This window comes from Neobacillus massiliamazoniensis (genome assembly GCF_001048695.1).
Lineage (GTDB): Bacteria > Bacillota > Bacilli > Bacillales > Cytobacillaceae > Neobacillus > Neobacillus massiliamazoniensis.
Genome location: NZ_CVRB01000007.1, coordinates 39,285 through 53,688, shown reverse-complemented (window position 1 = coordinate 53,688; position 14,404 = coordinate 39,285). Strand labels below are relative to the sequence as shown.

Genomic DNA, 14,404 nt, shown 5'->3' with positions numbered 1-14,404 from the left:
ATTAGAAACAAGGTGTAACGAGTAGTGTTGGCTCTATAAACCGAAAGAGGAGGCTCCAATGAATCTAATATTTGGCGAAAAAATTGATGGTCTTAACTATGAATTAAGAAAAGGTGTATATGCTGTAATTATTAATTCTACTAAAGATAAAATTGCTGTTGTTCGAACAACGAATGGACAGTATTTTTTACTTGGCGGTGGGATTGAAAATAATGAGTCGCACACAGAATGTCTTACCAGAGAGGCTTTAGAAGAATCAGGATATGAGGTATCAACAGGTACATATATTGGAAACTCAATGAGATATTTTATTTCATCTAATAGAGAACCAATGATTAGTGATGGTTATTTTTACTTGGCACAACTGAGAAACAAATTACAAGAACCCATTGATGATGACCACTTTTTAGAATGGATAAATGTAAACGAGGTTGAAGAGCTTCTTTTTCATGATCACCAGGTTTGGGCAGTAAAAAAAGGTTTAGAGATCCCTATGTTGAAAGAGTAGCTAATACAACAAAGGAATAAAATCATTGGATTTGTAAGACTTGTTTTTAGGAATAAGGGGGATTGATGGGCATAAGAAGAGATTTTTTGAGCAATGGAAAAGTCAATCGTTTTGATGGTAGTAAGTTACCAACGAAGGCTGAAACTTTAAAAGATGTTGATGATATAAAAATCCATGCCGAGGTGGGAAAAAGTGTGAATAGTGGTAGCTTTCATGGAGAAACAATTTATGCAAACATCGTTACTAGGCTTCGGACCGCAGGTTGTGTTTTCGCCGAAGATGAGGCCCGGTTACTTATATCTGCAGCACGGACACCAGCGGATCTCGCCGTTATGGTGGAACGTCGAGAAGCCGGTCTACCCCTCGAACATGTCATTGGCTGGGCGGAGTTCTGCGGTCTGCGGATAGAGGTGGACCCTGGAGTATTCGTACCCCGTCGCCGTACCGAGTTCCTCGTCCGTCAGGCCGCTACACTCGCCCGACCGGGAGCCGTCGTAGTTGACCTCTGTTGCGGCTCGGGTGCGGTGGGTACGGCACTGGCCGCAGCCATAGAACGAATCGAGTTGTACGCCGCCGACATAGACCTAGCCGCGGTGCGGTGTGCCCGCCGCAACATCACTGCTGCCGGAGGTCATGTGTACGAAGGTGACCTCTACGAGCCACTGCCCTCCTCACTGCAGGGCCACGTAGACCTTCTAATCGCCAACGCTCCATACGTACCTACCAAGGCGATTGGACTGCTACCCTCGGAGGCCCGCAATCATGAGGCACGGGTGGCGCTCGACGGAGGCGCTGACGGGCTTGACGTCCAGCGACGGGTGGCGGCCGAAGCGCCACTTTGGTTGGTACCGGGCGGCCACCTACTAGTCGAGACTAGCGAGCGGCAGGCTTCCAAGACCGTCGAGATCTTTGCTCGTAACGGGCTGATAACGCAGTTGTCCAGTTACGACGAACTAGACGCCACCGTCGTCATTGGAACCAAGCCTGCCCTCTAAATCGGATGGGGCGATTAGCCCTTTCCGCAAATGTGAAGGAAGATGAATTATACAGTCATCAAGGTTTATTGTTACGCAAATGGAACTAGTTTAGATATATAGGTGGTGATTTTTTGTATTCTCAAATGAATATACCTCAAAAACGATTATCTAAGGATGCGATTAAAGTATGGATTATTAGTGACGTCATTGAGATTTTAATAATATTTATAGTTCTTGGAGTTTTACTATATCTTGATAATCGTTTTTCTTGGAAAGAGTGGATCGGCTGGATTCTGATGGCCATCACAACAATCGCGGTGATAGGAACAGTTTGGTCTTTTATCCGCCCGTTTCTGCTTTATAAAACTTGGCGCTATGACGTAAATGAAGAGTTTTTACAATTGAAATCTGGCGTATTTGTGGAAAAAAACCAACTTGTTCCGATGACTAAAATACAAGCGATTGCAACAAAACAAGGCCCGCTTCTTAGAAAATACGGTCTCTGCTCCGTTTCAATTGACACAATGGGGACATCCCATACCATTCCTGCTCTACCAAAAGAGGTGGCGGTCGAGTTAAGGAATCAGATTGCGCTATATGCAAAAATAAAGGAAGTGGAATCATGACGAAGTCCCAACGCTACCATCCACTTCTCTTGCTTTTTCATTTAGGGAAAACCATCAAGAACTCCTTTTTCGCCATTGTTTTTCTATTCGTGATCAAAATGGGTTCTAAATCAGCTTTTACTTTTTATAGTAGATGGACTCTTTTACTCATTCTCGTAATCATAAGTATTTCACAAATTTTCAAGTGGTTTACCCATAAATACGAACTCGATGATCGTTCCTTTCATCTTTACGAAGGCATTTTTAGAAAGTCTGAACGTACCATTCCTTTTGCGAAAATTCAAAATATCAGTCGACATACCAATTTATTTCATCGAATTTTTAAACTGACCTCGATCAGTTTTGAAACTGGGATGAAGGGTGATGATGCAACTGTTAAATTCGAAGTCATTTCTCAAAAAGAAGCAGATCGAATCGAAGCGCACATAACACGTCCAAAGCGTGATGAATCGACTAGCAGTTCTATCAGCCATGATGATCAAATATTATCATCGGAAATGGAAATAAAGAATGTAGATTCAGAGAGAAGGATTCATTTTAGGCCAACTATACGTGACATTTTTAAAGCATCCTTTACATCTCTAAGTTTTTTAGTCCTTATACCTTTTTGTTTTAAAATTATTGATAAGCTCCATGTCGAAAAAGAAGCCGAAGGGATTATTACGAGTATAGTGAAATCTTGGTGGATAGCTGCCATGATCATCAGTATTTTCATCGTTGCTTCTGTCATTTTCGGAATGGTAAGGACATTTATTAAATATGGGAAGTATGAAATTTCCTCAGACTTTGAACGAATCTATATTACTAAAGGTGTCATTGACGAAACAGCCTTCTCCATTTCTACCCGTTAAACGGGCATATGAAATGATTTCGGAAATACTTCCTTCTTATGAAGTCACACAAGAAATGAGTGTTCTACCGAAAAAATCCTTATGGGTTCGCTTGCTGTGGCCAAGCTGGATCTGGATAGCGCCAACGGGAGGTTTATTTTATTTCAAGCCCAAGTTGTTAAATATGGAGGGAGCATGGTGGATTCTCTCCGCTCTCCTGTTAATAATGATCCTTGTATCAAGATTGCTCAATTTCTTCAATACCCGTTACCTTTTAAAGGATCACTTTATTCAATTCAAAAAAGGAATTCTGACCACCACATTATTTGTTTCGAGACGCGATAAGGTGATTGAAGTGAGAGTAACGCGGAATATTATTCAACGACTGCTATGTCTCGCATCGATCGAAACAATTAATCGAGCAAAACCGATACATTTTGCTGGTGTGAAGGATGTGCCAGTAGAACTATCTGACTCTTTCTACAAATGGTATCTGGGGCGAAGAAATGAGGTCAAAGTGGCCGGAGAAAATGGAGGAAAGCTCAGAAGGTTAACGAATTAGGCAGACTTTATTTTTCATTTTTCACCCCTTCCTAAAAGGGGTTTTTTTATAAGAATGAAGAATATGACTGAAACTTTTCATCTATATACTCGTTTAGTATTATATGGGAACATGACCCATATTTTCCGATTCTACGCAAAACATGAACGAGGAGGTTTATATGGATAACAAAAAGAAAGTTACGATCATCACATTAATTTCTGCTATTTTATTTTGTTCTATGACAATTGTTGCTTCGTTGTCACCATTATCAGAGGTGGGGAAAAACGCTAATCAATTCAATTCTTTGGGTATGTGGCTTTCGATTGCTATGATATTATTTTTTTACATAGTACCGTTATTAATGTATCGCAATGGCTTGGAGTGGGTGAAATATATAATGGAGGTCTTTGATGTTTTAGGATTATTAACCCTGATATCAATAATGTTTAGTATTGCGATTTTTGGTGTGGCAAAGAATATGCTTCCGTCACTATTTAGTTTATTGGTTATTTGCGGAATGGCTAGCATTATCAATATAATTTGGTTCTTTGTAGCATTACCAACTAAAAAGACTAATTCATCAGTTGGCATTAATAACTAATCCAAGTTTAATATTTTTATAGTGGGTGAACGTTTTTAAAAGGATAAGAGCATGTTTTGATGATCTTTGTCAAAGCATGCTCTAGCTTTTTGAAGACTAATTGAATTAATTTTGAATCGCTTATTCGGAATTCATTAATTGGATACATAGTAACATCAAAAAAGAAATACCGATCATGCTCAATACCCATAGCCAAGCTAATTGCATATTGTCAGAATCAATGGCTATATAGATCGCTGTTGGAATCGTTTGGGTTTTGCCGGGGATGTTTCCAGCGAACATTAACGTAGCTCCAAATTCCCCTAATGCTCTCGCGAAACTCAAGATGGCTCCCGAAATGATCGCTTTACGTGCTAAAGGAATGGAGATACTCATAAATAATTTCCATTCATTTGCCCCATCCACCCGAGCTGCATCCTCAATATCTTCATCAATCGCTTCAAATCCAGTCTTAGCAGATTGATACATAAGAGGGAAGGCGACAACTGTAGAGGATATCACAGCAGCCCACCACGTAAACATTACAGGACTATGGAATAGCCATTGTATCAATTGTCCTACGGGACTATTTTTTCCAAAGATGATAATTAACAAGAAACCTACGACAGTAGGAGGCAATACTAACGGTAAAAGGAAAGCAGTTTCAACAATGCTTTTCCCTTTAAATTTTCGATTCGCCATCACTTTTCCAAAAAATAACCCTAGAATTAAGACCAATACTCCAGCGACAGATGCTATTTCAATCGATAGTCTGACGGGTGACCAAAAGTTTGTAGCCATGTTAATTACTGTAGGCCTTTAAATCCATACTTCTTAAAAATCTCCATCGATTCTTTATTATGAAGATAATCATAGAATTGTTGCGCTTCTTTTGGGTGGGTACTGTTCTTGATCACACCTACTGGATAAATAATAGGTGCGTGGGTGCTTTCCTTAGCCGTTGCGACAATCTTAACTTTTTTAGAAACTAATGCATCCGTTTTATAAACTATTCCTGCGTCAACATTACCTGTTTCTACATATGTAAGCACTTGGCGAACATCCTTACCATAAACCACTTTTCCTTCAACAGCATTCCAGATATTTAATTTTTCCAATGTTTCCTTAGCATACTGCCCTGCTGGTACAGACTCAGGGGTACCTATGGAGATTTTATCTAATTTCGGAAGGTCTTCAAATGATTTGATATCTTTATTCGAATCCTTTGGAACGACTAATACAAGTTCATTTCCAACAAGATTGGTTCCTTTTTCCTTTTCAATTTGTCCTGCTTGCACTAATTTATTAAATTTGTCCTCAGCGGCAGAGAAGAAAAGGTCGACTGGTGCTCCCTGAGAAATTTGTTGTTGAAGTGCCCCAGATGCTCCGAAGTTATAGTTGATGGTCACATTTTGATGTTCCTTCTCAAAGTTTGCTTTTATGCCATTTAAAGCATCTTGTAAACTTGCGGCTGCTGAAATCGTTAATTCCACTTTCTTTTCTGGTACATCTTGTTTTTTCTTTTTCGCGTCATCCTGGGTTGAACATCCAGACAAGGTTAGTAAAAGTAGCATAAATGAGAAAAATAATAAATAAAATCTTTTCATCCATCTCTTCCTTTCATACTAATTATAACTATTTATTACTAATTATAATTAAGTATAACGAAAATGAATGTGTGCAACATCACTTTTTTTCTTAAATTTTGACTATTTACGCAAAAATTGTTGTTTTATTGTCGGATATAGAGACTTTACTGTCGGATAGTGCCATCTTACTGTCGGATAGCTACCTTTTACTGTCGTAAGGATCAAATCTTTATGATAATTGCCTTAATTTTATATGGAATATACATTTTAACAGGCAGTAAGTTAAAATATAGATGGAGGGATGAAAATGTCAAAGGAGCTTTCCTATACGATTGAAGAAGTGTCACAGCTTTTAAAAGTGTCGAAATTAACCCTTTATGACCTTGTTAAAAAAGGGGAGCTACCTGTTTTCCGCGTCGGTAGACAGATGAGAATAGATGCAAAAGACCTTGACAATTATATTCAAAATCAAAAGACGAACCAGGGTACAAAATTGTATGGACCTGTTGTCGAACAACACAAGAACGAAACTAAGGATTCAAATCATATTGTCATTAGTGGACAAGATCTAGTTCTAGATATTCTAGGAAAGCACATCGAGAAAAATACATCCTATAAGTCACTCCGTTCTTATACAGGAAGTTTAAATAGTCTAATATCGATGTACAATGGAGAATGCGACATCGTTAGTTTACATATGTTTGACGGGGATACAGGAGAATATAATCTGCCTTACATCAAAAAAATTTTAGTGGGCTATCCTTATATCCTACTTAACCTTCTTTCAAGGAAGGCGGGGTTTTATGTCAAAAAAGGGAACCCTCTAAATATCCAATCTTGGACTGATTTAAATCAAGATCATATTAAAATCGTAAATAGAGAGAAAGGATCTGGAGCACGGATCCTTCTTGATGAACAACTTAGATTAAACAGGATCACTTCAAGGGACATCGAAGGTTATCGTCACGAAGTAACGAACCATTTAAGTGTGGCTTCAGCTGTTGCTTCTGGAGTAGCAGATGTGGGAGTGGGAATTGAAAAGGTTTCTAAAATCGTTGGAATAGATTTCGTTCCATTAATAACAGAACGTTATGACCTAGCAATCCTAAAAACTCCTGAATCTGAACGACTCATAAGCACGGTAAAGGAGATTCTATCTTCCCCTCAGTTTCAGTCAGAAGTGAACTCCCTAGGAGATTATGATACTTCTCAGACAGGAAACATAATTTATGAGACGTATTAAAAGTATGCGACAAATAACTTTATTAAGATGCGGAAGTAGAAGAAAGCTTAATCAACTTGCTTATTGAATGAATCTTTAACGATAAAATGTTTTAAAGAATCGGGAAACGGACGTTCTTGGACGTGATTCCGATTCTTTTTTATGTTTAAAAGTAGACTATTCTCTGAAATAAACAGGCTTGATTCGTTTACGAATTTGTCAAATTTTCTATCCTGGATTAATGTTACAATTTTAAAAGATAGAATCAGATGATTATTCTGTTATAGAAGGTGATAGTTTGCAAAAGAAAAATTGGATTCCCTATGGTGTAGTTGTCCTTTTATTACATGTAATAGGACTTATCTTTTTGTGGATTGGAGCAAGAAATAATCCATTGCTGCTCGGAATGGCTTTTCTTGCCTATACTCTAGGATTGAGACATGCTTTTGATGCTGATCACATTGCAGCTATTGATAATACGGTCCGAAAATTAGTTCAACAAAAGAAAAATCCTATAGGAGTGGGCTTTTTTTTCTCGTTAGGACACTCAAGTGTTGTTTTTCTTATGGCTGTTCTTCTCTCGATTTCGGTGCAATGGGCGCAAAAGGAATTGCCACATTGGCAAGAAATGGGCGGGACAATTGGAACGATTGTATCTGGCTGTTTTCTATTATTTATTGGAATCCTAAATGCCATTATTTTGTTCGATTTACAAAAAGTATTTTTCAAAATGCGCAAAGGTACATACAATGATGCGGAAGTTGAAGAACTCTTATTAAACCGTGGTTTTATTGCTCGCTTTACTGGGCCCCTTTTTAAGCTAATCAATAAAAGCTGGCATGTGTACCCTATCGGCTTTTTATTTGGTCTCGGTTTTGACACGGCAAGTGAGGTAGCATTACTTGCTATTTCAGCAGGTGCGGCCAAAAATGCCTTACCGTTAGTCGGCATTCTGTCACTGCCTATTCTCTTTGCAGCAGGAATGAGTTTAATGGATACAGCGGATGGGATTTTTATGACCAATGCTTACAACTGGGCATTCTCAACGCCAATCCGCAAAGTTTATTACAATTTAACTGTCACAGCGATATCCGTCATCGCCGCATTATTGATCGGCATGATTGAGTTAGTTCAGGTTCTTTCGGAAAAGCTGAACATCAGCAGTGGTGGTTGGAAGTGGATCGTCGATCTTGATATAAGTTGGATGGGCTATCTGTTAGTTATCTTATTTTTATTTTCCTGGGGGATGTCCTTTGTCATCTGGAAAGTATTTAACATTGAAGAACGTTGGAATCGTTCATAAAAAGAACGATTCCAACGTTTTTTTTCGTTTTTTTGGAATGTGATAAAGGTAAATAAAGCAAAAATCGACACGATCAGAGATAGGGTGTTAAAAATCGATTCCGAGCAGCAGTAGTAGCCTTTAATGAATGAGTTAGAAGAGTACGCGGTAACGGAATTTTTTTTTACACTAATTTCAACTTCTTGCATTTTTTTTTAATAAAAAACTGTTTATAATTATCTTAATCTTATCAGTTTACTGACACTTATCAATCGAATTAGGGGCGCTGCGCATGGGGATTTCGACACTATTATTAAATGCTTTCATTATTATCATTTGTATTTTTTTCTATCAAATATTTTGGTTAGATAAAGATGGAAAAGAAGTACGTAATAATGTATTAATTGGCTTTCTTTCATCAATTGCGATCGTTCTTTGTATGGCGTTCCCCTTTAGGTTTCATTCCGGATATATTTATGATTTACGGCTTATCCCAATCATTTTAGCTGTTCTCTATGGTGGTTTTAGGAGCTATATTATCATCACCATTGTATTTGTATCTTACCGTTTTTACTTGGGTGGAAACGGAGTATTCGCTGCAGTTATTGTATATTTTATGGCCACTTCCATTACTATGGTATCAAAATATTTTCTAGCTGTTTTTTTTAAAAAAAGAAAAATATTGTTCAGCACATTGCTTACTTCTTTTTGCGCTATTTCCTTTTCCGTCTATGCTTTAGTAAACGAAATTCGGATTAGCGGTAAAGTTGAACCAAATTTTATTTACTTTTTATGCAATTATATAGTAATCAATGTTTTTACTGCTTTGTTGTCTCTTTATCTAATTGAAGGAATGCTTGAAAGGTTTAAAATGAAAGAAAAAATTCAGCGTGCAGAAAAATTTATTGTGACGAGTGAATTAGCTGCGTCTATAGCCCATGAAATAAGAAACCCTTTGACTACGGTATATGGATTTATGCAGATGTTTAGTAAAAACGAAATCTCAGAAACACATAAGGGTGAGTATTTGGAAGTTATACTAATGGAGTTAGAACAAACGCAACTTGTTATTAACGATTATTTATCCCTAGTAAATCCACAAATAGTTGAGAAGGAATTATTAGATATTACACCAATTGTCCATCAAGTAATAGATGATATTTTACCGATGGCCAGCCTACATAATGTTAAAGTTGAAAGCAAAAGCGTAGGTTCCCTTTATATAAATGCCAACGCCATTTATATAAAACGGTGTTTAATTAACATTGCAAAAAATGGGATTGAAGCCATGACTAATGGAGGATGTCTACAAATTAATGTGAAAAAGGTAAAGAATAATATTGTGATTGATATTATTGATTCGGGAATTGGAATGTCACCTGAAGAGATAAACCGAATCGCTTTGCCGTTTTATTCGATAAAAGAGAAGGGAACCGGGCTCGGCACGATGATTTCATACGGTATTATTAAAGAATTAAACGGAGATATAGAAATAAAAAGCGAAAAAGGAAAGGGAACACGGTTTTCTATTATTATTCCTTCTGCATAAATGGTGTCGATAGGGTAGAAACATAGAACGTTCCTTAGGGGCTGTTCTTTTTTTATATTGTAAGGTTTTCAGGACTTTTTCTGACAATGTTTTTTTTGCTCTTGGAACGGGAAACCCTTTATTTATAAAGAATCTTGGTAGTTTTAATCAAACGTTTGATTAACAAGGGGAACGGTCGTCTGCTGTATGTTTATCGGGTTTTTTTTCGATATTTCCATTTGCTCGAAGAAAAGTGAAAACTTCATCGACATTATTTTTACTGTTTTTTGAATAAAATCCGTTCAAAATCAAGGGTGAAGCCAATTTCAAACAAACGTTTGATTAAAAAATTCACCTAAAAAGTCTATTAATCAAACATTTGTTTAAAACTGCAATAAACCAGCTTGAATAAACGCTTTTCTACTCAATAATTGAAAAAAGATTGTCGATACACGCTTGAATTACTTAGAACAAAACTATTCGATAAAAGAGAAGGGAACTGGGCTCGACACGATGATTTCATACGGTATTATTAAAGAATTAAACGGAGATATAGAAATAAAAAGCGAAAAAGGAAAGGGAACACGATTTTCTATTATTATTCCTTCTAAATAAAAGGTATCGATAGGGTAGAAACATAGAACGTTCCTTAGGGGGCCGTTCTTTTTTAATATTGTAAGATTTTCGGGACTTTTCCTGACAATGTTTTTTTGCTCTTGGAACGGGAAACCCTTTATTTATAAAGAATCTTGATAGTTTTAAACAAACGTTTGTTTAACAAGGGGAACTGTCATCTGCTGTATGTTTATCGGGGGTTTTATCGATATTTCCATTTACTAAGAGAAAAGATGAGACTTCATCGACATTATTTTTACCGTTTTTTGAATAAAATCCGTTCAAAATCAAGGGTGAAGCCAATTTCAAACGAACGTTTGATTAAAAAATTTACCCAAAAAGTCTATTAATCAAACGTTTGTTTAAAACTGCCATAAACGAGCTTGAATAAACGGTTTTCTACTCAATAATTGAAAAAAGATTGTCGATACATGCATGAATCATATTCAACAAAAAAATGAATGCTTCCTTTTCATTAATGAGGTCTGTTCACTATAAAGATAGTTTCATACTACATGTGGTGTAGTTTTTTTCTGATATGTATCTTTTTTTTATAAATATCGCTACGATACACATGGAATTCCCTTTGGAATAGTAAAGGATAGATTAGCCCTTAATGAATTTTAACTGCCATTAACGATACAAATTGGAAATTATCACCAACAAAAAAACCATAAGTTTGCCGTGACAGCAAACTTATGGTTCAAATCACATAGTATATTCCAATTATCATAGAGAACCACTAATGTAAAAGGTTTCACAGGATCGAATTAAATAATAACAATACAAAAGATAAAATAAAGCATAGGATTTCCAAAAGGAACATTTATGCTTTCAGTCTCATCGATTTTAATGAAGATTTCTCCATGAGGTTGTAATCCTATACTAGTATTCGACATGTATTTTGGGCACTATTCGGTTAAATCCTTTTACTCAAAAGAGATTGTAGTTGTTTTAAACAAACGTTTGATTAGAAAGGAAAATGTAGATAAACCGTCGATAATTGGAGATTTACTGTTTTTATAGGCTGATATGATCGATCCTATAGAAAACTTTATGAAATCATCGACAATATTTTTTCGTGTTTTTGATGGGAAACCTTTTATTCAAAGGGATTACTAGATATTTAAACAAACGTTTGATTGACAAACTTGAGGTTGTAATCCTGTCGAGGAATGTAGACTCATGAATTTTTTTAAAGACCAAAGAGGAAGACGAAGTTGGAGGAAGAATTATTAGGATAACGGTGAATTATTTGTAATAATATTTGGATAGACAACGGGAGAATTAGCTTATGTAGATAAATATTGCTGGGAGGATGAGGAGATTTAATGAAAGTAAGAAAAGCCGTGTTGAGTGATGCAAAGGGGATGGCGAAGGTCCATGTTGATTGCTGGAAAACTACATATGCAACGATCATTCCAGATGAATACTTAAATAATTTGTCCTATGAAAGACGAGAGCAATTATGGAAAGAGAACATTCCGCGCGGAGGGGTATTTGTTGCCGAAAATGATGAAGGAAGTATTGTCGGCTTTTCATCCGGCGGCAAGGAAAGAACAGGCAAATATCCTAATTTCAGCGGAGAATTATATGCAATATATATTTTAAAAGAATATCAGCGTCATGGATTAGGGAAATTACTTGTGAGACCAATAATTGAAGAATTGCAACAACAAAATATTCATACCATGCTGGTTTTAGTGTTGGAGGATAATAGCGCCTGCAGGTTTTACGAAACCCTTGGCGGCAAAAAAATAGACACTCTAGCAGTGGAGTTCTCCGGGAAAAAGCTCAATGAGCTTGTTTATGGATGGGATGATATAAGGAATATAATAAACTAACAGCCGAAGGATATCCTCCAATCGGGTTGATTTAGTGAACGTAGAGCTCTTCTACGTGAAGGATATCCACTAAGCGAGGTGATTTTGTGCACGTAAAGCCCTTCTACGTGAACGATATTCTACAAACGGGATGATTTAGTGAACCTAGAGCTCTTCTACGTGAACGATATCCGCCAAACGGGTTGATTTAGTGAACGTAGAGCTCTTCTACGTGAATGATATCCGCCAATCGAGGCGATTTTGTAAACGTATAGCCTTCAACGTGAACGATATCATCTAAAGAATCCCAATTGACACCTCGGGCAAGAAGTAATATAATTATCTCAAATTCGAGATATTTGAATATGAGATATAACTGGTCTTTGAGAATCTTGGATTACATTTCATTGTTGATTTTTAATCCAAAAATAAAATTAAGGATAGTTATTCAAAATCAACATAAATTTGAAACAGAGTAAAAATAATCATAATTTAATTGAAAAGGACTGAGTAATATGAGAAAGCAAACCAGATTTCGTTCGTTTTCGTTCCATAGCTGAAATTGGAAATATCATAGATCTCAAATTGACGCCAATTGGACGTGGACGGATGGGTGCATATTGCCTGGCGGACAAGTGATGATGAGGATCAATTAGACTGGAAAAACTATATAAAGGATAATGGATATGTTACCACTCCGGTTAAGGACAGAAACTATTTTCATTCCATTTACTTTAAAGAACATGGTGAAATTTTATTTGAAATTGCTACTGATTCGCCAGGATTTACGATTGACGAACCACGTGAGACACTGGGAGAAAAATTAATGCTACCTAAACAATTTGATCCTAAACGGGAACAAATTGAACAGGTATTAATTCCGATAATAGTAAGGAAATTAGACTGATTCGAAGGAAAGGATGATTACTTTGCTTTCAATTGATCCAGCTACAAATACCGAGAGAGAAAATTATAAATTTTTAATCGGGAGCATCATACCAAGACCGATTGCGTTTGTCACATCGATTTCGAAGGACGGAATTTTAAATGGTGCACCATTTAGCTATTTTAATATCGTTTCAGCTAATCCTCCGTTGATTTCATTAGCTATTCAGCGGTCAGGAGGAGGGCAAAAGGATACTGCCAGAAACATCATCGAGTCAAAGGAATTTGTCGTCCATATCGTTAATGAACAAAATGTTGAAAAAATAAATCAAACAGCTGCCAGCCTGCCTCCTCATCAAAGCGAAATCGAATTAGCGCATTTAACGCCAATCGAAAGCGAAAAAATATCAGTGCCAGGAGTAGAGGAAGCGAAGATCCGAATGGAATGTGTATTAGAACATTCCTTGGAATTAGGCGGTTTGGATACTCCCAGCTGCGACCTTATAATTGGAAAAGTGGTTCAATTTCACATTGAAAACGATCTTTATGAAAAGGGAAGAATCGATCCACGAGGTTTAGGAGCGATAAGCCGCTTGGCAGGCAATGATTATGCAAAAATAGGAGAAATTTTTACGATCGATCGACCAAAATAGATACTTGAAAGGAGATCATGGTGGTGAAACATATATTCCAAAAAGGGACAGATTCATCAAAACCAACTTTACTATTGCTTCATGGAACAGGAGGGGACGAATCAGATTTATTACCTCTTGCTGGAATGATTGATGATCAGGCTTCCGTATTAAGTGTCCGTGGAAACGTATTGGAAAATGGAATGCCTCGTTTCTTCCGAAGATTAGCAGAAGGCGTTTTTGATGAAGAGGATCTTGTGTTCCGCACTAAAGAATTAAACGAGTTTCTTGATGAGGCAGCCAATAAGTATGATTTCAACCGTGAAAATATTATTGCCATCGGCTATTCTAATGGAGCCAATATTGCAGCAAGCTTATTATTTCACTATCAAAATGCATTAAAAGGGGCGATTCTTCATCACCCGATGGTCCCAAGAAAAGGAATAGAACTACCTGATTTAACAGGGAAGTCCGTGTTTATTGCTGCCGGGACAAATGATCCCATCTGTTCTCCAATGGAATCTACCGAACTGCAATCATTATTTGAAAAGGCGAATGCCAAGGTCGAACTTCATTGGGAGAATCGCGGCCATCAATTGACTATTGAAGAAGTCGAAGCGGCAGCTAAATGGTATAAACGGATTATTCTTTCGGCTAATTGAAGACAGCTCTCGACATGTTTTTTAAACAAGTGTGTGTGAAAATCCAGTAATGAACCATTTTGAAGTTGTTTTTAATCAAACGTTTAGTTAAAGGTGAAAAA

General features: G+C 36.9%; 14 protein-coding genes and 2 pseudogenes. 14 read left to right on the top strand and 2 right to left on the bottom strand.

What is annotated here, in order from left to right; translation table 11 throughout:
• Positions 1-58 precede the first annotated feature (58 nt).
• From BN1082_RS25500 to BN1082_RS25480, 6 genes are all read left to right on the top strand, one after another.
• Positions 59-508: an NUDIX hydrolase gene (locus tag BN1082_RS25500; protein WP_090639961.1), complete on the top strand. Its 450-nt coding sequence runs from the start codon at positions 59-61 to the stop codon at positions 506-508.
• 194 nt (positions 509-702) lie between these two features.
• Positions 703-1,503: a putative protein N(5)-glutamine methyltransferase gene (locus BN1082_RS25495; RefSeq protein WP_425412229.1), complete on the top strand. Its 801-nt coding sequence runs from the start codon at positions 703-705 to the stop codon at positions 1,501-1,503.
• 113 nt (positions 1,504-1,616) lie between these two features.
• Positions 1,617-2,111, top strand: a complete 495-nt coding sequence (locus BN1082_RS25490) for a PH domain-containing protein (RefSeq protein ID WP_176699955.1) — start codon at positions 1,617-1,619, stop codon at positions 2,109-2,111.
• Complete coding sequence (locus tag BN1082_RS28775) at positions 2,108-2,962, top strand: PH domain-containing protein (protein WP_342666684.1); 855 nt, start codon at positions 2,108-2,110, stop codon at positions 2,960-2,962. The genes BN1082_RS25490 and BN1082_RS28775 overlap by 4 nt, the downstream gene beginning before the upstream one ends.
• The gene (locus BN1082_RS28770; RefSeq protein WP_342666683.1) at positions 2,928-3,503 is read left to right on the top strand and encodes a PH domain-containing protein; all 576 of its coding nucleotides are present in this window, start codon (positions 2,928-2,930) and stop codon (positions 3,501-3,503) included. Before BN1082_RS28775 ends, BN1082_RS28770 begins: the two co-directional genes overlap by 35 nt.
• A gap of 160 nt (positions 3,504-3,663) precedes the next feature.
• The gene (locus BN1082_RS25480; RefSeq protein ID WP_090639958.1) at positions 3,664-4,086 is read left to right on the top strand and encodes a DUF5391 family protein; all 423 of its coding nucleotides are present in this window, start codon (positions 3,664-3,666) and stop codon (positions 4,084-4,086) included.
• A gap of 120 nt (positions 4,087-4,206) precedes the next feature.
• On the opposite strand, the gene modB is transcribed toward BN1082_RS25480, so the two are convergent.
• The gene (modB, locus tag BN1082_RS25475; protein WP_090639955.1) at positions 4,207-4,866 is read right to left on the bottom strand and encodes a molybdate ABC transporter permease subunit; all 660 of its coding nucleotides are present in this window, start codon (positions 4,864-4,866) and stop codon (positions 4,207-4,209) included.
• A 5-nt stretch (positions 4,867-4,871) separates the two neighbouring features.
• Positions 4,872-5,672, bottom strand: a complete 801-nt coding sequence (gene modA, locus BN1082_RS25470) for a molybdate ABC transporter substrate-binding protein (protein WP_090639953.1) — start codon at positions 5,670-5,672, stop codon at positions 4,872-4,874.
• A 289-nt stretch (positions 5,673-5,961) separates the two neighbouring features.
• On the opposite strand from modA, the gene BN1082_RS25465 reads away from it, so the two are divergent.
• The 8 genes and pseudogenes from BN1082_RS25465 to BN1082_RS25430 all read left to right on the top strand — a co-directional run bounded on the left by BN1082_RS25465 (position 5,962) and on the right by BN1082_RS25430 (position 14,303).
• Positions 5,962-6,897 carry a substrate-binding domain-containing protein gene (locus BN1082_RS25465; RefSeq protein WP_090639951.1) on the top strand — a complete coding sequence of 312 codons (936 nt, stop codon included), beginning with the start codon at positions 5,962-5,964 and terminating at the stop codon, positions 6,895-6,897.
• Between the two features lie 262 nt (positions 6,898-7,159).
• On the top strand, positions 7,160-8,179 hold the full coding sequence (locus BN1082_RS25460) for a HoxN/HupN/NixA family nickel/cobalt transporter (RefSeq protein ID WP_090639948.1): 1,020 nt from the start codon (positions 7,160-7,162) through the stop codon (positions 8,177-8,179).
• Between the two features lie 271 nt (positions 8,180-8,450).
• Positions 8,451-9,707, top strand: a complete 1,257-nt coding sequence (locus BN1082_RS25455; RefSeq protein WP_090639944.1) for an ATP-binding protein — start codon at positions 8,451-8,453, stop codon at positions 9,705-9,707.
• Positions 9,708-10,163: 456 nt separating this feature from the next.
• A pseudogene (locus tag BN1082_RS25450) lies at positions 10,164-10,301 on the top strand (ATP-binding protein); the annotation flags it as partial.
• A 1,331-nt stretch (positions 10,302-11,632) separates the two neighbouring features.
• Complete coding sequence (locus tag BN1082_RS25445) at positions 11,633-12,145, top strand: GNAT family N-acetyltransferase (protein ID WP_090639942.1); 513 nt, start codon at positions 11,633-11,635, stop codon at positions 12,143-12,145.
• Positions 12,146-12,655: 510 nt separating this feature from the next.
• A pseudogene (locus BN1082_RS25440) lies at positions 12,656-13,031 on the top strand (VOC family protein); the annotation flags it as partial.
• A 22-nt stretch (positions 13,032-13,053) separates the two neighbouring features.
• Positions 13,054-13,662 (top strand): flavin reductase family protein, encoded by a 609-nt coding sequence (locus BN1082_RS25435; RefSeq protein ID WP_090639939.1) that lies wholly within the window; start codon positions 13,054-13,056, stop codon positions 13,660-13,662.
• 23 nt (positions 13,663-13,685) lie between these two features.
• Complete coding sequence (locus BN1082_RS25430; RefSeq protein WP_090639937.1) at positions 13,686-14,303, top strand: alpha/beta hydrolase; 618 nt, start codon at positions 13,686-13,688, stop codon at positions 14,301-14,303.
• Positions 14,304-14,404 lie beyond the last annotated feature (101 nt).